The organism is Ferrimonas sp., from assembly GCF_048263965.1.
GTDB lineage: Bacteria > Pseudomonadota > Gammaproteobacteria > Enterobacterales > Shewanellaceae > Ferrimonas.
This window is the reverse complement of record NZ_JBLXDO010000001.1, coordinates 316,134-335,391: the sequence shown is the minus strand read 5'-3', so window position 1 is coordinate 335,391 and position 19,258 is coordinate 316,134. Positions and strand designations below refer to the sequence as shown.

General features: G+C 59.8%; 18 protein-coding genes. All 18 read right to left on the bottom strand.

The features are described from left to right. The 18 genes from tldD to ACN0RV_RS01470 all read right to left on the bottom strand — a co-directional run bounded on the left by tldD (nt 1) and on the right by ACN0RV_RS01470 (nt 19,257). Nucleotides 1–1,449, bottom strand: coding sequence for a metalloprotease TldD (tldD, locus tag ACN0RV_RS01555; RefSeq protein WP_417344941.1), 1,449 nt, complete (start codon nt 1,447–1,449; stop codon nt 1–3). 25 nt (nt 1,450–1,474) lie between these two features. Beyond that, a complete protein-coding gene (locus ACN0RV_RS01550) occupies nt 1,475–2,287 on the bottom strand; it encodes a carbon-nitrogen hydrolase family protein (RefSeq protein ID WP_417344939.1) in 813 nt (270 codons plus the stop codon). 15 nt (nt 2,288–2,302) lie between these two features. After that, on the bottom strand, nt 2,303–6,208 hold the full coding sequence (locus tag ACN0RV_RS01545) for a YhdP family protein (RefSeq protein ID WP_417344938.1): 3,906 nt from the start codon (nt 6,206–6,208) through the stop codon (nt 2,303–2,305). Continuing rightward, nucleotides 6,205–7,677 (bottom strand): ribonuclease G, encoded by a 1,473-nt coding sequence (gene rng / locus ACN0RV_RS01540; RefSeq protein WP_417345388.1) that lies wholly within the window; start codon nt 7,675–7,677, stop codon nt 6,205–6,207. The genes ACN0RV_RS01545 and rng overlap by 4 nt, the downstream gene beginning before the upstream one ends. Before the next feature lie 33 nt (nt 7,678–7,710). Further along, nucleotides 7,711–8,274, bottom strand: coding sequence for a Maf family protein (locus ACN0RV_RS01535; protein WP_417344937.1), 564 nt, complete (start codon nt 8,272–8,274; stop codon nt 7,711–7,713). 2 nt (nt 8,275–8,276) lie between these two features. After that, a complete protein-coding gene (gene mreD / locus ACN0RV_RS01530; protein WP_417344935.1) occupies nt 8,277–8,759 on the bottom strand; it encodes a rod shape-determining protein MreD in 483 nt (160 codons plus the stop codon). Further along, on the bottom strand, nt 8,752–9,600 hold the full coding sequence (gene mreC / locus ACN0RV_RS01525; RefSeq protein WP_417344933.1) for a rod shape-determining protein MreC: 849 nt from the start codon (nt 9,598–9,600) through the stop codon (nt 8,752–8,754). The genes mreD and mreC overlap by 8 nt, the downstream gene beginning before the upstream one ends. Before the next feature lie 18 nt (nt 9,601–9,618). After that, nucleotides 9,619–10,659 carry a rod shape-determining protein gene (locus ACN0RV_RS01520; protein ID WP_286340628.1) on the bottom strand — a complete coding sequence of 347 codons (1,041 nt, stop codon included), beginning with the start codon at nt 10,657–10,659 and terminating at the stop codon, nt 9,619–9,621. 204 nt (nt 10,660–10,863) lie between these two features. Beyond that, entirely contained in the window at nt 10,864–13,563 is a 2,700-nt protein-coding gene (locus tag ACN0RV_RS01515) for a DUF6701 domain-containing protein (RefSeq protein WP_417344931.1), read from the bottom strand. A 30-nt stretch (nt 13,564–13,593) separates the two neighbouring features. Next, nucleotides 13,594–14,025, bottom strand: a complete 432-nt coding sequence (locus ACN0RV_RS01510; RefSeq protein WP_417344929.1) for a hypothetical protein — start codon at nt 14,023–14,025, stop codon at nt 13,594–13,596. Beyond that, nucleotides 14,015–14,788 carry a PulJ/GspJ family protein gene (locus ACN0RV_RS01505; RefSeq protein WP_417344927.1) on the bottom strand — a complete coding sequence of 258 codons (774 nt, stop codon included), beginning with the start codon at nt 14,786–14,788 and terminating at the stop codon, nt 14,015–14,017. Before ACN0RV_RS01505 ends, ACN0RV_RS01510 begins: the two co-directional genes overlap by 11 nt. Further along, on the bottom strand, nt 14,788–15,276 hold the full coding sequence (locus ACN0RV_RS01500) for a type IV pilus modification PilV family protein (RefSeq protein WP_417344925.1): 489 nt from the start codon (nt 15,274–15,276) through the stop codon (nt 14,788–14,790). Before ACN0RV_RS01500 ends, ACN0RV_RS01505 begins: the two co-directional genes overlap by 1 nt. Next, nucleotides 15,266–15,745 (bottom strand): pilus assembly FimT family protein, encoded by a 480-nt coding sequence (locus ACN0RV_RS01495; protein WP_417344923.1) that lies wholly within the window; start codon nt 15,743–15,745, stop codon nt 15,266–15,268. The genes ACN0RV_RS01500 and ACN0RV_RS01495 overlap by 11 nt, the downstream gene beginning before the upstream one ends. 20 nt (nt 15,746–15,765) lie before the next feature. Then, on the bottom strand, nt 15,766–16,236 hold the full coding sequence (locus ACN0RV_RS01490; protein ID WP_417344921.1) for a type II secretion system protein: 471 nt from the start codon (nt 16,234–16,236) through the stop codon (nt 15,766–15,768). An 88-nt stretch (nt 16,237–16,324) separates the two neighbouring features. Next, nucleotides 16,325–16,831, bottom strand: coding sequence for a type II secretion system protein (locus ACN0RV_RS01485; RefSeq protein ID WP_417344920.1), 507 nt, complete (start codon nt 16,829–16,831; stop codon nt 16,325–16,327). Between the two features lie 31 nt (nt 16,832–16,862). Beyond that, nucleotides 16,863–17,459 carry a prepilin-type N-terminal cleavage/methylation domain-containing protein gene (locus tag ACN0RV_RS01480; RefSeq protein ID WP_417344918.1) on the bottom strand — a complete coding sequence of 199 codons (597 nt, stop codon included), beginning with the start codon at nt 17,457–17,459 and terminating at the stop codon, nt 16,863–16,865. Between the two features lie 101 nt (nt 17,460–17,560). Beyond that, a complete protein-coding gene (locus ACN0RV_RS01475; protein WP_417344914.1) occupies nt 17,561–18,037 on the bottom strand; it encodes a hypothetical protein in 477 nt (158 codons plus the stop codon). Further along, entirely contained in the window at nt 18,037–19,257 is a 1,221-nt protein-coding gene (locus tag ACN0RV_RS01470; protein WP_417344912.1) for a type II secretion system F family protein, read from the bottom strand. Before ACN0RV_RS01470 ends, ACN0RV_RS01475 begins: the two co-directional genes overlap by 1 nt. Nucleotide 19,258: the final 1 nt, after the last annotated feature.

Below are 19,258 nucleotides of genomic sequence, written 5' to 3'. Positions count from 1 at the left end.
TCAGTCGGTGCCACCCACGGTCAGGCGGTCCAGCTTCAGGGTCGGCTGACCCACGCCGACAGGCACACTCTGCCCCTCTTTGCCGCAGACGCCCACTCCCTTGTCCAGGGAGAGATCGTTCCCCACCATGGAGATGGTCTGCATCGCTTCCGGGCCGTTGCCGATCAGGGTCGCGCCCTTGATGGGGGTGGTGATTTTGCCATTCTCAATCAGGTAGGCCTCGGACGCGGAGAACACGAACTTGCCCGAGGTGATGTCCACCTGGCCACCGCCGAAGTTGGGGGCGTAAACACCCCGCTCTACGGACGCAATGATCTCACCCGGTTCCTTATCGCCACCCAGCATGTAGGTGTTGGTCATGCGAGGCATGGGCATGTGGGCGTAGGACTCGCGACGGCCATTGCCGGTCGGCGCCATTCCCATCAGCCGGGCATTGAGCTTGTCCTGCATATAACCCTTGAGGATGCCATGCTCGATCAGCACGGTGTGCTGGCCTTCGGTGCCCTCATCGTCGATGCTGACAGAGCCACGACGCCCCTCCAGGGTACCGTCATCCACCACGGTGCACAGCTCGCTGGCCACCTTCTCGCCGATGCGACCGGCGAAGGCACTGGAGCCCTTACGGTTGAAGTCACCTTCAAGGCCGTGGCCAACCGCCTCGTGCAGCAGCACGCCGGGCCAGCCGGGCCCTAGGACCACGGGCATCTCACCGGCAGGGGCGTCCACCGCCCGCAGGTTCACCTCGGCCTGGCGCACCGCTTCATGACACAACTGCAGGGCACGACGGCGGTCCTGATCGTCGGTCACATCCAGCTGTTCGAAGCCATAACGACCGCCCATGCCAGCGCTGCCGCGCTCACGGCGATCCCCTTCCACCATGATGACGGAGCAGTTCAGCCGCACCAAGGGGCGCACATCGGCGGCCAGGGTGCCGTCGGATGCCGCCACCAGCACCTCTTCATAGGCGGCGCTGAGGCTGACAATCACCTGCTGGACCCGACTGTCCAGGGCCCGGACATAGGCGTCCATCTCCTGGAGCAGTGACAGCTTCTGCTGCTGCTCCCAGGTGCCGATGGGGTCAATGGCCGGGTAGCGCTTGGCACTGCCAACACCGGCCAGGGCATTGACCTTACCCTCACCGCCACTGGCGGCAATGCCACGGGCGGCATCGGCGGACTGCTGCAGAGAGTCTAGGGTCACCTCATCGGCGTAGGCGAAGCCGGTCTTCTCACCATCGATGGCACGGATACCCACACCCTGCTCGATGTTGAAGCTGCCCTCCTTGACGATGCCATCCTCCAGCACCCAGGACTCATGTCGGGCCGACTGCAGATAGATATCGGAGTAATCCAGTTTGTGACTGTGGATGCGAGACAGAATCCGCTCCAGATCATTGAGGTCCAGCCCAGCGGGCTGCAGCAGGGTAGCGCTGGCTTTCTCTAAAGTCATAGCGTCCTTGGTTCCTTGAGTTGCTCTACAGGGGCAACCGAATATGATTGAGGCAAGGCATCGCCTGCCTCACCTCCTGAATACGTTCTCTGTTGAAGGGGGCATCAATCATCCCCTCCTCTTCGCCAGCATCGGCCAGCAGTTCGCCCCAGGGATCGACAATCATCGAGTGACCCCAGGTCTGGCGGCCATTGGCGTGCACACCCACCTGGCCGGCGGCCACCATATACACCTGGTTTTCGATGGCGCGGGCCTTGAGCAGCGCCTCCCAGTGGGCGTCACCGGTGACCCGGGTAAAGGCACTGGGCAGCACCAGTATCTCTGCGCCCCGGGCGGTCATCTCCCGAAACAGTTCGGGAAAACGCAGATCGTAACACACCGCCAGCCCCACCCGCCCAAGCGAAGTCTCGATCACCTCAATCTGCTGACCGGGATGGGTGGTGTCGCTCTCTCTGTAGTGGCCGGTGTTGTCTCCGATGGTCACATCAAACAGATGAAGTTTGTCGTAACGCCCCACCCGCTGCCCCGATTGATCAAACACCAGGGATGCCGCGTAGGCTCGGCCATCGTCAGCCAGGATGGGCAGAGTCCCGGCCACCAGGGTGCACCCGGCCAGTTGGGCCAATTCCGCCATTCGGGCCTGCAACGGTCCCTCGCCCAGGGGTTCCGCCAAGGATTGCCACTGCCCCTTGGGACCATCAAAGGCCAGCACACACTCGGGCAGCACCACCAGCTTGTCCCCGGGCTGATCCCCCAGAGGCGAGAGCTGTTGGCGCAGCCGCGCCAGGTTCTCTTCGGGTTCGGCGCTGGAACAGCACTGCAGGGCGTACAGCCGCATAGACTCTCCTTAGGGCTACTGGCCTACCGTGCGGCTCTCACCTTCGGGCAAGGGCTCCGGCAGGGCCTCCATGTAATCGGGTGCCTGGGTGTTGGGCGTCACCAGAGACTGGGGCTCAGGCTGCGGCTCCTCTTCGATGATGCGGATCTCCCGCTTATCCCGCTCCAGCTCCTCCAGAACCGGGTCATCAAAGGTACCTGTAAGTTTATAGTTTAGCTGGGTAATCACCTCAATCACCGGCTCCAGGATCTTGGATACCGCAAAGGCACCGACCCCGACGGTGAGCGAAGCACCGGACATCAGCGCCACCGCGGGGACGCTGGCGGTCAGGGCAGGCGAGAAGGTGATGCGGTAATCCAGCTCCCGGCTTACCAGGTTGGAGCTGCCGCGAATCTTCATCACACCCGCATCGCCATCCAGTTCGGTGTTCTGAGTGCTGGCCAGCCCATCATCAAACTGGATGGAGCCATCAAAGCTGGTGTAGTAAAAACCTTTGCCGAAGACGTCGGTAAAGTCCAGCGACAGCTTCCTCAGCAGGGAGTCCAGGCTGAACATGGAGAGAATCCGGGCGCCTTTGTCGGACACCTGGGACAGATGCCCTTTGCCGAAGGCAAACTCAAGGTCGCCATCCAGGCTGGGCATATCCATGGCCCAGGGGGCATCCTTCCAGCTCAAATCGAACTTGGCGTCCAGGGTGGACTCCTCCACGCCGAGAGGCTGACCGATGACCGAGCTCATCTTGCCGAAGTCGTCGCTCTTAAGGGAGCCGGTGAGATCGAAACGGGTCAGTTCGCCCTCGGGCTGCCAGAAGCCCTGGGCCTGAAACTGGTATTCGGACCGCGACAGCTGTAGCTGCTGCAGCCGGTAGCCATCGGTCTCATGGGTGGTGGAAAGGGTCAGCTCGCCCAGGTCCAGATCGCGGATATGGAAACTGTCTACTTTGGCCTGCACCGCTGGCATCTGGGCAATCAGAGAGGCCGCTTCCGGTTCACTTGGGCCCGCTTTGCTGTCCCACTCCATCTGCAAACGGTCAGCGTCGATGCGCAAGCCGTCCTGCTGCCAATCGCGGCCGATCAGTATATCACCGCGCATCTGATCCGATTCAGCCCTGAAGCGCCAGCCCTGCTCCTCGGGCCAGCCCTCCAGCAGGGTCTGATCAAAATGCAGACCAAAGATGTCCAGACGGGAGAGGGAGCCACTCACCCGGGTCAGGGGAGGCACCGCGCCCTGGGAACCGTCTCCGGTGGTGGTGACAAATCCGGTGATCAGAGGCAACCAGTCCTGCAGCCTGACCTGGGACATCGCCAGATCGATGGAGCCGGAACCCACCCCGATCAAGCTGGGGCGCTTGCCAATGGATAACTGATATCTGGGCCAATGGAACCCCATGCTGTCCACTTCAAACTCAGCCAGATAACCGACGCGCACCCCCTGGGTCGCCAACAGCCGGGCACCATCCTGATCACCATTGACCTCGAGCACGGTGCGAATAGGCGTGGAGGCCCTCTTGCCCACCGGAGCCGGCAGGTCCACCTCCAGCCCCTCCAGGTTGGTCTCCACCTTGGCCTGGTAGGCGTACGCCCCATCCTGGCGGAAATTCATCTCCAGCTTGCCCTGCCACTGGGCATCGCCTTCAAGGTGCTCAAACAGGGGGAAGGTCTGCCCTTGGGGAATGTTGTCCGTGTGCCAGCGACCGCCGAGGTCCACCAGGGCACGGTACACATCACCATCCTTGCCGGTGTCTACCTTGAGCGTCAGAGGCTGATTGAAGATCTGCGCCTGCAAACCGTCTGACACGACCTTATCGGAATCAAAACTGAGTTCACCCCGGACCGCGGACAGCTCAGTGGAGAGGGCGCGAATATGGATGGGATTGTCCCACAGGGCCACCCGTCCAAGAATGCTGGGGGACTGATCCGAGACGGCCGCGCCCAGCGGGAAGGTAAGATCCAGGCTGGTGGCCACATCACCGCCAATCTGCAGCTCCTTGAGGGTCGCCCCTACAGTATTGGCCAGGGAGGACTTGGCCATCAGCTCACTGGCTGCGGCGGCATCGGTTCGAACCGAAGCCGCCACGGTCAGGGTGGCACTGCGGTTCAGGGTAGGGATAAACACATGGGCATTCTCTACCGGCACCTGATCCAGCAGACCCTGGCGCAACCAGATGTCCATGCGCATATTTTCAAACAGGGCATCCAGGGTGATGTCGGTAACCGCAGGCCAGGACTCGAGGAACTGGAACTGCCCCTGCTCCATGGTAAAGCCCGCCTGGAACACCCCTTCACCGCCAGCATAGGGGTAGTCGGCAAAATCGCCATGCCAGAGGATCTGGGCATCATCGGTGTGCCCACCCTGGATCGCCGCCGCCAGGTACTCAGACAGCCCTTCTCCCATGGCTTTGCGGGGGAACAGCTTGTCTGCCTCGGCCATCTGCTTCAGCCCGGCATTGCCATACAGCTGCAACCGCACTGGCCGGTCGGCAGGAAGCAGCAGCGCCGCCTCAAGATCCGCCTCAAGAATGTCACCATCGAGGCGCAGATTGTCTGTGGTGATGACCCAGCCATCCTGCTGATGAATGAACAGATCGCCACTGAGCTCGGAGAACTTGACCGTGTGACTGAACTGCCAGGGCCAGTAGAGGGCCGCCTTCTGGCTGGGCAGGTGCAGATGCCCCTGGGCTCCCATCCAGGTGACCTGGCCATTGATGCCGGCGACACCGGGCACCTTGCCGCTCATGTCCCACCCAAGATCTTTCAGGTCGGCGGCCAGGGCCCACTGCCCCTCCCTGCGCTGCGCCCGAATCTGCTGAATCTCACCACGGCCATTGGCCGCCAGCATGTCGGACAGGGAGCGGTTCTTGATGCCGGGAATCACCCCCAGTAGGGGCTTGAGCTTGTCCAGCTGCAGCCCGTTCAGCCACAGGCTGAGATCGCCCTGTCCGTGGCGCAGGGCAAAATGGGTAGGCTGCCACGGCTTGCCATTGCTCTGCAGCTGCAGGTCCTGACTGGCCAGCTGGCCACCGGTTTCTGTGGGAGACCACACCAGGCGACCACCGCTGATGGCCATCCGCTGAGGTTCGGGCTGCTCCCAGCTGAAGTCGCTTTCACCGAACTCCACCTGGCCACTGCGCAGGCCGTGCTCATCGAAGGTCACCCAGGATTCCATATTCAGGACCCCGGAGAACTGACGACTGTCACTGCCCATCTGCCGGGCCAGCCAGTCGCCGATGTCCAGCTGCGCCGCCTGCACATAGCCGCGGCCGAACATCTCATCCTGATCGCTACGCAGCTCCAGGGCCAACCTCAGAGTTTCATCCTGATTGCTGTCGCTGTCCAGATAGAGACGGCCTTCCCCCAGATGGCGGTTGCCCTGGTTGCGCCACTGCAGGTTGGCGATATGAATGGGTTCCCCCTCCTTGTCGGAGAGGGGAAGGTAGAGTCGGGCATCTTCCAGATTCAGCTGGCGCAGGCCATGAAGGAAGGTGCGCTTGAAGGCATCGATGGCACCGCCGGATCCCGAGCCACTGCCGGTATTGAGCTGGCCCAGCAGCCGCACCTCCACCCCGGAGAAGCTGACCTGATCGAATCGCAGATCCAGGTCGGTAAGCGAAGCCCAGAAATCCAGCTGCGCCACCGCCTCTTCGACCCTCACATCCAGGTCGAGATCTTCCTGAGCAGGCAGATGGAAGTTCTGAATCACCAGTTGAGGCCCCTTGGGCTTCCAGCTGGCCCCCAGGCGGCCAAACTCCAGCTCCAGGCCACTCTGGGCACTCAGCTGGGCGGTCAACTCTTCCCGGATGGAGTCCAGCTCAGGCAGCAGGGTACGCACCGCCGCCACCGTCAGTGCAAACAGCACAATCAGGGTCGCAGCAGTGTACCAACAGAAGCTCAGCAGTCGCCGGAATCCGGGGCCCAGGGTCACATCATCACCACGTCGAACTTATCCTGGGCGTAGAGGGGTTCGGATTGAAGACGGATGCGCTTGCCGATAAAGACTTCAAGCTCAGCCAGGCTGTGAGCCTCATCGCCAATCAGGGCATCGTGCACCGCCGGAGAGACGTAGACGGAAAACTCGTCGGCGTCATACTGGCGGTCCACCCGGATGATCTCCCGGAACATCTCGTAGCAGACGGTTTCTACCGTTTTCAGGGAGCCGGTGCCCTTACACACGGGGCATTCGCCGCAGAGCACATGCTCCAGGCTTTCCCGGGTGCGCTTGCGGGTGACCTCCACCAGCCCCAGGCGGGAGAAACCGCTGACACTGGTCTTCACCCTGTCGACGGCCATGGCGGCCTCCAGAGTGCTCAGAACCCGGTTGCGGTGCTCATCGGAGGTCATGTCGATGAAATCGATGATGATGATCCCCCCCAGATTGCGCAGGCGCAGCTGGTGGGCGATCGCCCGGGTCGCTTCCAGGTTGGTGTTGAAGATGGTCTCTTCCAGGTTTCGGTGACCCACGAAGGCGCCGGTGTTGATGTCGATGGTGGTCATCGCCTCGGTCTGGTCGATGATCAGGTAGCCACCGTTTTTCAACTCAACCTTACGCTCCAGGGCCCGCTGGATCTCGTTCTCCACGTCGTAGAGATCGAACAGGGGCGAAGGCCCGGTAAAGTGCTCCAGAACCGGGGCCACGTCAGGCACGAACTCCTGGGCAAACTCACTGAGTTCCTTGATGGCGGTGCGGGAGTCCACCTGCACCCGCTCGATGTTGCAGATCGCCAGGTCTCTCAGCAGGCGCCTGGGCAGGGTCAGATCCTCATACAGGGGGATCACCTTGCCGCCAGGGCGCTGGCGACGCTCACTGACCTTACGCCATACCCGGCGCAGGAAGGCGGCATCATGGGCCAGCTCCTTCTCACAGGCCCCCTCGGCGGCGGTACGGATGATGAAGCCGCCATCGGTGTCCACAAACTGGCCCACCAGCTTCTTCAGGCGCTCCCGCTCCTCCTCAGACTCGATGCGCTGAGACACCCCCACATGGGCGGCGCCGGGCATAAACACCAGGTAACGGGAAGGCAGGGTGATGTCCGTGGTCAAACGGGCGCCTTTGGTGCCCAGAGGGTCCTTGGTCACCTGAACGGTGATGTCCTGACCGGGACGCACCAGGGAGGCAATATCCTGAGCCTGAAACTGCTTCTGCTCAGGCTCCGCCACACATTCGGTGTGGGGAATGATGTCGGACGCGTGGAGAAAGGCCGCCTTCTCATGGCCGATGTCCACGAAGGCCGCCTGCATGCCAGGCAGTACCCGGGTCACCTTGCCACGGTAGATGTTGCCGACGATCCCCAGTCGGCCACGCCGCTCGACGTGCACCTCCTGAAGTTGGCCGCGTTCCAGCAGCGCCACCCGGTTCTCGGTGGGGGTGACGTTAATCAGTAGTTCGGTACCGATGACTGATGAGGGATGCACCTGACCTCCAAGCTTTTAAAAACGGGATAAGAGTTCTCGGGTCTCTACCAAGGGTAGGCCCACCACGGCAGAGTAGCTGCCGTTTATCGCCTTCACGTAGGCGCCGCCCAGTCCCTGGATTCCATAGCTGCCCGCCTTGTCCATGGGCTCGCCACTGGCAACATAATCTTCAATCTGCGGCCGGGTCATGGCGCTGAAACTGACCTGGGTGGTCACCACGACCTGTTCCAGTCGTTCCCCCTGTACCAGGGCAACGGCGGTCATCACCTGATGACTGCGCCCTTGCAGTGCCGCCAGCGTCTCTATGGCGTCCGCCTCATCCACAGGTTTACCCAGAATCCGGCCGTCGAGCACCACCACGGTGTCTGACCCCAGCACCGGACGGCTGCAGTCGGTCAGGGCTTCGCCCGCGCGGGCTTTTTCCCTGGCCAGGCGGGCCACATAATCAGTTGGACTCTCCCCATCTCCTGGGGTTTCATCGATCTCCGGGCTGACACATTCAAATTGACAGCCCAGCTGTCCCAGCAACTCTCTCCGGCGAGGGGAGGAGGAGGCCAGGAAGCAGTTTGGCAGGGTCATGGCTATTTAACCTTGTAGTGACGGCGGGTACGCCTGAGCAACCAGAAGACCCAGGGCCACAGCAGGGGGGTAATCACCACTGGCTTCAGGTATTCCCAGGAGAGCTGAACACCGCTATGCAGATATTCTGCCCAGAATACCAGAAGATGGCTGAGCAGGCTCAGCATGGCGATGATGCTCATCTGCTGCAGCCAGGCAAAGTGGCGCAGCTTCTGATATTGAAGCACCACCAGATAGATCACCACGGACAATGCCAATGAGCGTACCCCCAGGGTGGCTCCCAGCAATACATCCAGCAACAGGCCAACCACAAAAGCGGTCAGAATGCCCACCCTGTGAGGCAGAGCCAGAGTCCAGTAGGCCAACACCAGCATCACCCAGTCCGGGCGCCAGTCTGCCACCAGCTGTGGCAGAGGCATGATCTGCAGGAACAGGGCAATCAGGATGCTGATCCAGATGATGCCGTAACGCTGTGGCTTATCCATCTGTGTTCTCCTGAGGGGTGTTGCCCTGTACTTCGTTCTGCCACAACAGCAGCAGATAGCGGATTCGATCCAGGTGAGCCACGGGCTCCGCGCTGATCTGGGCCCAGGTCATCCCCTCATCCCGGACCACCTGGGTCACGGTAGCGACGGGGTAGCCTTCGGGGAAGCGCTGCCCCAATCCGGAGGAGATCAACAGGTCCCCCACCCGGACGTCGGTGCTCATGGGCACATTGGCCAGCTCCAACTGATTCAGCTTACCGCTGCCATGGGCCACCGCACGCACATCGTTACGGGCTACCCGCACCGGAATGGCGTGGGTAAAGTCGGCAATCAGCAGTACCCTGGCCGTGGTCTGGGCCACCTCGGTCACCTGCCCCACCACGCCGGAGTCGTCCAGCACAGGCTGGCCCACATACACCCCTTCGTTCAGCCCCTTATCGATAAGCACCTGGCTCTTGAAGGGGTCACGATCCACAAACATCACCTCGGCCACCATGCGGCGAGCGTCTTTGCGGGTGGGGGATTGCAGCAGGGCACGCAGGCGGGCGTTCTCCTCCTGGAGGTTGGCCATCTTCAGCAACTGCTCACTCATCAGCAGCTGCCGCTGCTGCAGGCGATCGTTCTCCTTGAGGAGTTGGGCTCGGGTGGACAGGTTGGTGGAGACCTCATCCAGCACCAGGGCGGGTACATTCGCCAGGTACTGCAGCGGACTCACCAGGGTTGCCATGGCGGAGCGCAGGGGCAATAGCCGGTCGTTGGCCAGAATCAGGGCGAGAGAAAGCAATACCGCCATGAACAGGCGGTATTGCGGAGACGCACCTTGGATAAAGAAGGGTTTCATTCAGCGGTAATCCGCCAATTACTCTTCGGCGAAGATGTCACCGCCGTGGACGTCGATCATCTCCAGGGCTTTACCACCACCCAGGGCAACACAGGTCAGAGGCTCATCGGCGATCACCACGGGGATGCCGGTCTCTTCCTGCAGCAGGTGGTCCAGGTCACGCAGCATGGCGCCACCGCCGGTGAGCACCATACCGCGCTCGGAGATGTCAGAAGCCAGTTCGGGTGGAGACTGCTCAAGAGCGGTCATCACGGCGCTGACGATGCCGGACAGAGGCTCCTGCAGGGCTTCCAGAATTTCGTTGCTGTTCAGGGTGAAGCTGCGTGGCACACCCTCGGCCAGGTTACGGCCGCGCACTTCGATCTCCCGCACCTCATCACCTGGGTAGGCGGAACCGATCTCATGCTTGATGCGCTCGGCAGTGGCCTCACCAATCAGGCTGCCGTAGTTACGACGTACGTAGTTGATGATCGCTTCATCAAACTTGTCGCCACCCACACGGGCAGAAGCGGAGTACACCACGCCGTTCAGGGAGATGATCGCCACCTCGGTAGTACCACCACCGATGTCCACCACCATGGAACCTGTGGCTTCGGATACTGGCAGACCGGCACCGATGGCAGCCGCCATGGGCTCGTCAATCAGATAGACTTCGCGGGCACCGGCACCCAGGGCAGATTCACGGATGGCGCGACGCTCAACCTGGGTAGAGCCGCAAGGAACGCAGATCAGTACCCGAGGGCTTGGACGGAACAGACCGCTGTCATGCACCTGCTTGATGAAATACTGCAGCATCTTCTCACACACCATAAAGTCGGCGATAACACCGTCTTTCATGGGGCGGATTGCCTTGATGTTGCCTGGGGTACGCCCCAGCATACGCTTAGCTGCACTACCAACGGCTGCAACGCTCTTGGCGTTGGGCCCCTCCTGACGGATGGCCACTACAGATGGCTCATTCAGGACGATTCCCTGATCTTTTACGTAGATCAGCGTGTTGGCGGTACCTAAATCGATAGATAGGTCGTTGGAGAAAACTCCACGAAGCTTTTTGAACATGTACCAGCCCTGTATGCGAAACGGTAAGAAATGCGAAAATCAGCTAACTTTACCAACGCCCCGACCAATCCACAACCCGCTTTACTACTGGGGTTAATGGTTATTTCACAGTGTCGAAAAAACGACTTGCTCCAATTTTCCGACACCAGCCTTCAGCCGCGGCTTAAAAAGCGCCTTTTTGAAAGGTTAAGTTTCCCAGATTCCTCAGAACAGCTCTCGGCGATATATCACTTTATCGTGCCCCCGATACCGGCCCAGAGTGACCTCAGCGCTGGGGTTCTGCAGCACCGATGGCTGGTCCTTATCCCAATACCACTGCAGCCAGGTCGGCGCCATGGAGGCCGCCTCAGGGAAGGTGCAGCCTGCCTGACTGGCAAAGGGGTGTTCCAGGTGGTACTCCAGGGCCAGAGGCGGATTGGTGACCGCCCCAGCCCCGGCAATGGAGAGCGACTCGAAGACACCCGACAGGGCATACGCCTGACCTGAGGTTGTCGGCAGCGGATTCAGAGAGCCGGTCAGGGTTACCCTGCCCGAGGTGGCGGGGGAACCAGCATTCAAGGCCCGGCCATCACCGTAAAAACCGGTATCCAACAGGTTGGTGGCAAACTGCTGACCATTGTAGTACTCCAGGGTCAGGGGCATGCGCACCACCTGATTCTCGCTGCCATAGGCACTGGCCAGCACGGCGCGACCATAGCGCAGCTGCGGGCCCTGGATGTACCCCAGGCTGGTGCCGCCATTCTGGGTAGTAAAGTCGGAGCTTTGACAGCTGCCCCACTGACCCAGGCACAGCTGATCAGCGCTGACGGTGAAGGCCGCCGAGGGCAGAGTCAGGGTGGTTTGACTGCCCGTTGCGGTACTGCCCAAGGGGGCCACCGGAGAAATCGGCCTGGCAAAACTTATCCAGCTTTTGTTGACGCCGAAGCGGCGGCTGCCGTCGAGATCATTGGCGTCCGCCTCGGTCACCGCAATCCCCACAGGTTCCTGCACGGTGACCGATGCGCTTTGAGTGGCATAGGTTCTGGCGTTCATGGGGTTGGGCAGATTCCAGAACGCTGAGTCAAAGTTTTGGGTGACACTGCCATCGGTGGCGTAACCGGTCACCGTGACCACAGGCGCCGAAGTATAGGGCACGGGCTGGCCAAGGTAACTGAAGCTGTTGCAGTAGGCCCCGAGAACCGTATTGGAGGTTTCTGCCCCCAGGTAGGCCGGCGTCACCCGGCCAATGTTGGCTGAGCTGACGCTGCTCTTGGCCAGCTGATGCCCCAGGTAGTCGATGTCGCTCTTTGGCACGAAGCGGAAGACGCCCACTTCATCCAGAACCCGGGCCACGGTACCACTGCCATCGTTTCCGATAACCGCATTACCGCTGGCATCCGCCGGCAGATCGGCGCTGTTCTGGCCGCCACTGGGCGCCACCAGCTCCGGCTCGAGATCGATGCCACTGTGGCGGAAGTTTTTGGTCCCGGGGTTATTACCAAAGTTGCCGTCATCATTGGCCACCCAGCAATGTGCGGTCACATCCACATCGACGCTGTTGCCCGCCTTCATCAGGGGGTCGCAACTTTCGTCACCGGCGGTGCACAGGGTATCACCGGCACTGATGTGCAGCCCGGCCGGCAGCCAGTCAAGCTTGGATTCACCACTCAGGGTCACTCTGCCCTGCCCTCGGCCGAGGGAAGCCGAGAGATTAAGCCTGCCCGCCTCGTCATACTGGATTGGAATCGTCGCTTCGCCATTGTTATCAAAAGAGAGGCTCTGGGATTTGGTTTGACCCTCCTTGAGTACAGCACTGCCTACGGCAAGGGTAGCCTCAACCTGTGGCTGCGCAGGCTCAACATAGGCAAAGCTGAACGTCACCCGCTCACTGCTGGCAACCGGCAGGCACCGCCTTGGATTGACGGCATCGGTTTCCAGCAAGGCCAGATGCAGCAGGTAGTCATTGCGGCAGGCGGTCAACCCGGATTGCTCGGCATTATTCAGCAAGACGCTCAGATCAATGCCGCTGTTCTTAAACTCGATGTTGCAGCTGTGGCTGCCGCTATCACTGAGACACAGATGGCTCTGGCCCACGGCGCCGATGGTCACCATGCCGGAACTGTCGGCCCACAACTGGAGTCGGTCGCCATGCCACACCTCGAGTGACTGGCCGCTGGTCCCCCTCGTCAGGTTCTCCCAGGTCACCCCGCTGTCCGGTGACAGGCTGATTACCAGAGAATTGGTGCTGTCGACGCTGGAACAATCTGCATTGCTGCACAGATCAACGCCGATCTCTGCCCCCTGGCAGGTGATGGTGCTGTCCGGGTGCTGAAAACGGGGAAACACGGATATGGGCGGCACCACACCACCGTCGTTCGACGTGCCCTCGGAGGGTTCACATCGGTCCCAGTCAGGGTCCAAGGCGCTGCCATCGGGCTTGGCACAGATATCGGTCAGGCTGCCGCTTTTGAATACGTCGGTGGCGACACTGTCTTCAACACTCCATACCTGTTTGTTCTTGATGCTGTTGGCATTGTTTGATGAACGAACATAGTGCACGACGGAGTTGTTAGAGCCGGCCGGGCTGGCCGGGGCAGTCACCATCACTTCAATATGATTAGGGTGAAAACTGAAGCCATAAAACACCTTGAAAGTATTAGCCTGGCAGCTGTTTTCATCGCAGCCCAGCGCGACCGGTGTTCCCTGGCTACCTGCACTGGCCCACTGAATCTGCCAGCCTGTGGAGTCGGTGAGGGTCTCACGGAAAAACAGCTCGACATAGCCACGCTCCACATTGATCTCGTTGATCATCACCTTGAGGCTTTGAGTGGGGTGAGCGTCCATATCAATGTAACTTTGGGCTTTAGGCTTCGCTTCTGCCTGAGGCGCAGCACACAGCAAGGCCAGCAGAAGTACAGATATCATCGAGCTCAACCGTGCCATAGCGTTCCCCACCTAATCGAACGCCTGGGACTCGAAGGCGCGGCTCACTGCCAAACCTCCGGTTCCACAACTGGCGTTGGAGCTGATAATAAAACGATTGCGCACATCGCCGTCCAGATTGAAGGCGGAATGGCTGCAGTTCACCTGAACCCGACAGTTCCCCAAGCCCGCCCCCGTTGGCAAGCCGGCGCCACCACTCAAGGTGGTGCTGGCTGCGGTGCAGGCGGTATCTGCCGCCACGGCGCCACGGTTGAGAACCTGAGCCAGCCCCCAATCCAGACCCGCCTGGCCAGCAGACCAGGTGCGGGTACCGTTCACCTCCAGCACCATCTGGTCATCCTGGCTGTCCAGCATCTGCACCAGGGTCACCCCCAGCATCAACATCACCACCACGATAAACAGGGCAATGATCAGGGTGGAGCCACGCTGCTTGTCAGGGGACATTCTCAACCTGGACCTCCTGAGCAAAACGTTGGGACTGACCGGCCTCGGTCAGCCAAAACTGCAGTTTGACCACATTGTTTCTGGCCAGACTGGGAGGCAACAGAGTGAAGGGACACTGCTCATTATCTCTGTCCGACAGATCGCAGCCCCCAAGGTTATTGCCAAACCCCTCTCCCATCAGACTGGTGGCGCCGTTGGCCGTTCGGCTCAGGTTGCCCGTGTTACTCAGGCAGTAACTGACGCTGTTGCCCGCCACAAAGAAACGTTTGCCTACGGAGAAGTCCCCCTGAATCAGATCCTGATCCAGGGTCAGTGTGCAGACTCCGCCGCTGCAACTCGACGCGGTCACCTTAGGCAGGATCGCAGGAACCGAATAACCATCCAGAATCGCCAGTCCCTGCCCCATGTCGCAGGCATTGCAATTGGAGGCTGTGCAGCAAGGCAGGGCAAAAGCGGAGATCTGCCGGGCGTTGTTGTGCACCGGCGCCTCGATGAAATGACCGCTGTCGACGATGGGTCGGAAATTCACACACTGACTGGTGCCACTGGCCCCCACAGAGATACTGCCCGGCAGGGCGTCCCTCAACTCCCGTGAGAGACGCTGAAGGCCATAACGATACTGGCTGATCGACTCTGACCAGGCCTGGCTGTCGGCATAGATGCGGGTGGCGTAGGTAACAAAGCTGGAGACACCGATGGAGACAATGCTGAGCAACAGCATGGTGATCAACAGCTCCATCAGGGTAAAGCCGCGCACTCGCATCAGAAGTTCCCCCTCACCATCTGGAAGGGAAAGCGGCTGCCGTCTGGCGCCACTGCGGTAATGGAGATCACCTTGGCGCCACCCGACCAGTTGGTGCTGCCAACTGCGGCGGAGTTACAGCTGACATCCACCTCCAACCCGAAGCGCTCATAGGAACTGTTCCCCAGCAGGTCATCGGCACTGCCACGATAGCCGTTGTAGTCCTCCACAAAGGCCCAGGCTGTGGGGTCGTTGCCCGCGGTCACCTTGGTGCAGTTCAGGGTAGTCACCTGGCCGCCACCGTTGGGCGTGTTGCGGTCAAACTGCCGCCCCATCAACTCGCCCATGACCGCCTGGCCCAACTGGGCTGCACGAACCTGATAGAGGCTTTGCGCCGCCCGCTCCGCCTGAGGGAACACCAGAGTCGCCAGCATCACCAGGGCGATGCCCATCACCACCATGCCCACCACCATCTCCAGCAGAGTGAACCCGCGGTTGTCAGCAGCCATGGATATACCCCTCGGTTTCGATGCACACCCCAAGGGTTTCTGTGCCGGTCAGGGTCAGGCGGCAGATGCCGCCGGTCAGGGTACAGCCGGTCACCCTGCCCAGGTCATCCATACCCAGGGTGAAGGTGGTAGTGCCCGCCATATTCAGGCCCACGCCATCATTCAGACAAACACCATTGGTGATGGTATCCCCGGAGTCACACTGCTCCTGCCGGCTTTGTCGTGCCGGAGAGCCACAAGAGGCAGGCAGCCAGAAGCCGCGAGGCGCCACGCTCAATTGGCAGCTTTGTCCCGCCAGGGAGAGTTGTTGCAGATAGGAGAGTTCAGAGAGAAGTTGGTCCTGGGCGGCGCGGACCGCAAACTGGTCCGCCCCCAGAAACCGGGTCATGGCGGCGACAGAGAGTATGGTGACCAGAAGGATGATGGTCACCAGCTCTACCAGGGTAAAACCTCTATTCTGTCGCCCCATAGGCCAAATCCTAAATTGGATTAACAGCCACTGCCATCGACAACGTAGCTCAGTGCGCCGGCATTATTGGTGTAGGTCAATTTACAGGTGCCATTGGAGGCAAAACCGTTAGGCACGATGATTGCGGAGTTAGTGCCTTCAAAGATGCCCCACTCAGCAGTAGCCACGGTGTCAGCCGCAGCCAACTTTGCAGTGCCAAAGTCAGCCTCCACCGCTTCATCCAGAGCAGCAAAAGTAGGTGCCACATAGCCATTGACTATGGCGACACTGGAAACAGTCTCAGTGGACTTATTTTCTTTGCCTTCGATGGCTGCCTTGGCGTAGATCAGGGAGTTAGCACCCTGAACAGAGGCCTTCATCCCATCCAGAGTGGCCTTACGAGCATCATTCTGCAGGTTGATAAATTTCGGAGCGGCAGTAACAGCCAGGATACCCAGCACAATAATGACCACTACCAATTCAATCAGGGTAAAACCGGACTGTCGCTTCATAATAAGATCCCCAAAAAGGTCAAAATTCGCCGATTAAGGCGATAAAACCGGGAAGCGCAGTGCGCCTCCCCAAAAACACATCTGATCGTTAGCAACCGTTGTCTTCAATGGTGTACTTGGCGGAAACACTGCTGGTGGCGGGCACATATTCCAGCTGGCAAGCATTGGACTTATCCGCTCCGGTGACCACAGTTACGCCGTCAGGAGTAATGTAAACGGTGCCACTGGTGGTACTGTCATCCAGATCCCACTCATCACCGCTCAGTTCTGCAGCGGCCTGGATCTGGTCCGCATCGGCGGCTACGGAACCGTATACCGGCGTAACGTCGGTGGCTGAACCATCAACATTAATATCGTCACAGCCATCAGGCTTGGTGGCCGCAGCACAGTTCTTATCCAGGTCACTGTTGATGGCAGCTTTAGAGTAGATCAACGCATTGGCACCTTGCAGGGCACCCTTGGCACCTTGCAGGGTGGCTTTGCGGGCATCGCTTTGCAGGTCAATAAACTTAGGTGCAGCGGTCACTGCCAGGATACCCAGAACGATGATCACAACCACCAGCTCAATCAGGGTAAAACCACGTTGTGCATTCATAATCTCTATTCCGTACTAGTTACAACAAGTCTTAGTTGGAGAAGGTGACAACCTGGCCGGTGCCTGGGTTGTATTTAAAGCCTTTGCCCTGGCCACCATCAAAGCTGGCAGGCATGTTATTGGTGTCCACGGTGGCGGTCTGCACGTAGTAGCACTCATCCAGGCCGGTAATGTCGGTGCCGCCGGGAATAACCAGGGTACCGCCGGTACCGCTGCTTACATCCACCGCAAATCGTGCATCTGCCAGATCCGCCGCGCTAGCACTGCGAAGAACCGCCGGAGGAGGGCTTTGTAAAATTTGGTCGAAGACGGCCAGACAACTGGAGGCATCCATAGAGGTTGGCGCCTGTCCACGAGCACCCGCAGGGTAGCCGTAGGCGTTAACATTCACATACTGACCATCCAGCACGACGCGGCCAATGGCGGTATCGGGACGACCTTCCACTTCCCATTGAGCCCGGGTAATGCCCACGGCAGAGGCAAAGCCACCCGCCACGCCTTCGGAAGCGGCATCTTCGGCTTGATCGGTGATGTCGATAAAACGAGGAAGCGCCACTGCGGCCAGCAGGCCCAGCACCACCACTACGATAACCAGTTCGACCAGAGAGAAACCGGTTTGTCTTTTCATGTCACGCTTCCTTCTGTCGCTCAACTGAGAAAAATGTGATCCCAAACAAAATTGTACCTTTAAGGCACCTAAAACAAAATCTTATGAGTGGAAAGTGACGATTATTCGTCGTCCGACAACAAAATGACACTTCCCGTGGCGGAATCATACCTTAGAAACGGCTGTGAGTGAAAACTGACCCAGCAGTTTCCCCGCTCTTCCCGCAAGGTGATGCTGCTGTTGGAGAGCTCCCTCCCCATCATCAAAAACCACCATTTATTACAATCGCTTGCAGGGTCTGGCCACCCTCTTTCAGTGAGCCGCACCCTCGCCTGAACCTCTTCCGGCTGCAAGTCAGGAGACGGGACAGACCAAAGTATCTCTTTTGGCCTGCCTTGCTGCATCCAGCTGGCTCGCGCCAAATTTACGCTGGTTACCACTCTTCCTTGCATGATATACGCCATATTTCGGTCTATATCAGGCTGTTTTTCGTTCCAGCCACTCAGCAACAGATAGATGACTGCCAGCACCACCACCAGGGTGAGTAGTTGGGAAAAATCCCGCTTTAAGCGAAACTCCACCCTCTGCTGCAGATTCATCAGGTTCCGCCCTTGTAGGCACTGAACATGTCCCACATGGGCAAGTACACACCCAGGGCCAGCACCATCACCATGGCTGCCACAATGATCAGCAGGATCGGCTCAATTCTGGCGGTCAGGGTCTTGAGGTCGTAATCCACTTCCCGCTCGTAATACTCGGCGGCGTCATCCAGCAGCTCATCAATACGCCCAGTCTCCTCACCCACGGAGAGCATCTGCAGCACCAGGGGCGTGAACAACTGGGACTGGGCCGCGGTCCGGGTAATGGACTCCCCCCCTTCAATGCCGTGGCGCATCTCGACGATACGGTCATGCATAAATCGGTTGTCCACCGCATCGGCCACCAGCGAGAGTGACTGGTTCACCGGCACACCGCCGCGCAGCATCATCGACAGGCTTCGGGCAAAACGCGCCAGCGTCGCCCTGTCCAGAATGCTGCCGACGATGGGCATCCGCAGCTTGAACCTGTCGAAGGTCCAGCGCCCCTTATCGGTACTCAGCCACATTCGCCAGCCCCAAATGCCCCCAAGTAGTCCGACGATCAACCATGGCCAGTAGTTAAGGAAAAAGTCTGAGGTGCCAATAAGGATCCGGGTGGGCAGTGGCAATTCGGCGCCGAATTTGGCGAACATCTTGGCAAACTCGGGGATCACCAGCACATTGATCACCACCAGGGCGACAACGATAAAGGCCAGCACCAGGATGGGGTAGCGCAACGCCGTGTTGATGCGACGCTTGGTGTCCTGCTCCATCTCCAAGTGCAGGGACAGCCGCTCAAACGCCTGGTCCAGCTGACCGGTATTTTCCCCAACATGCACCATGGCCACATAGAGTTCGCCGAACACGTGAGGGTGCTGGTTCAGGGCCGACGACAGGGCATAGCCCGAGGTCAACTGGCTGGCAACATCCTTGAGAGCCTCGGCCAGCACCTTGCAATGGGTAGACTCCGCCAGACCATTGATGGCGCGCAGCAGAGGGATACCGGATCGGGTCAGTGACAGCATCTGCCGAGTGAACATCTGCAGGTCCGCCATCTTCACCTTGCGGCGAAACAGCACCTTCAGGTCGATGCCCTGGGATTCCTGCTTCAGCTCGATGCGCAGAGGCACAATGGCCCGGCGCATCAGTTGATCGGCGGCGGCGCTTTCATTGGTCGCTTCCAGCACCCCTTCTACCTGGGCGCCGCTGCCATCCCGACCTTGATATCGGTAGTGCGGCATA

Excerpts from the sequence above, each read along its gene's own strand:
- ACN0RV_RS01535 (WP_417344937.1), bottom strand. The coding sequence starts at position 8,274 with ATGACCCTGCCAAACTGCTTCCTGGCCTCCTCCTCCCCTCGCCGGAGA.
- ACN0RV_RS01515 (WP_417344931.1), bottom strand. The coding sequence starts at position 13,563 with ATGATATCTGTACTTCTGCTGGCCTTGCTGTGTGCTGCGCCTCAGGCA.
- ACN0RV_RS01510 (WP_417344929.1), bottom strand. The coding sequence starts at position 14,025 with ATGTCCCCTGACAAGCAGCGTGGCTCCACCCTGATCATTGCCCTGTTT.
- ACN0RV_RS01475 (WP_417344914.1), bottom strand. The coding sequence starts at position 18,037 with ATGAATCTGCAGCAGAGGGTGGAGTTTCGCTTAAAGCGGGATTTTTCC.
- mreC (WP_417344933.1), bottom strand. The coding sequence starts at position 9,600 with ATGAAACCCTTCTTTATCCAAGGTGCGTCTCCGCAATACCGCCTGTTC.
- ACN0RV_RS01520 (WP_286340628.1), bottom strand. The coding sequence starts at position 10,659 with ATGTTCAAAAAGCTTCGTGGAGTTTTCTCCAACGACCTATCTATCGAT.
- ACN0RV_RS01550 (WP_417344939.1), bottom strand. The coding sequence starts at position 2,287 with ATGCGGCTGTACGCCCTGCAGTGCTGTTCCAGCGCCGAACCCGAAGAG.
- ACN0RV_RS01505 (WP_417344927.1), bottom strand. The coding sequence starts at position 14,788 with ATGCGAGTGCGCGGCTTTACCCTGATGGAGCTGTTGATCACCATGCTG.
- ACN0RV_RS01495 (WP_417344923.1), bottom strand. The coding sequence starts at position 15,745 with ATGGGGCGACAGAATAGAGGTTTTACCCTGGTAGAGCTGGTGACCATC.
- ACN0RV_RS01490 (WP_417344921.1), bottom strand. The coding sequence starts at position 16,236 with ATGAAGCGACAGTCCGGTTTTACCCTGATTGAATTGGTAGTGGTCATT.
- ACN0RV_RS01470 (WP_417344912.1), bottom strand. The coding sequence starts at position 19,257 with ATGCCGCACTACCGATATCAAGGTCGGGATGGCAGCGGCGCCCAGGTA.
- mreD (WP_417344935.1), bottom strand. The coding sequence starts at position 8,759 with ATGGATAAGCCACAGCGTTACGGCATCATCTGGATCAGCATCCTGATT.
- tldD (WP_417344941.1), bottom strand. The coding sequence starts at position 1,449 with ATGACTTTAGAGAAAGCCAGCGCTACCCTGCTGCAGCCCGCTGGGCTG.
- ACN0RV_RS01485 (WP_417344920.1), bottom strand. The coding sequence starts at position 16,831 with ATGAATGCACAACGTGGTTTTACCCTGATTGAGCTGGTGGTTGTGATC.
- ACN0RV_RS01480 (WP_417344918.1), bottom strand. The coding sequence starts at position 17,459 with ATGAAAAGACAAACCGGTTTCTCTCTGGTCGAACTGGTTATCGTAGTG.
- ACN0RV_RS01500 (WP_417344925.1), bottom strand. The coding sequence starts at position 15,276 with ATGGCTGCTGACAACCGCGGGTTCACTCTGCTGGAGATGGTGGTGGGC.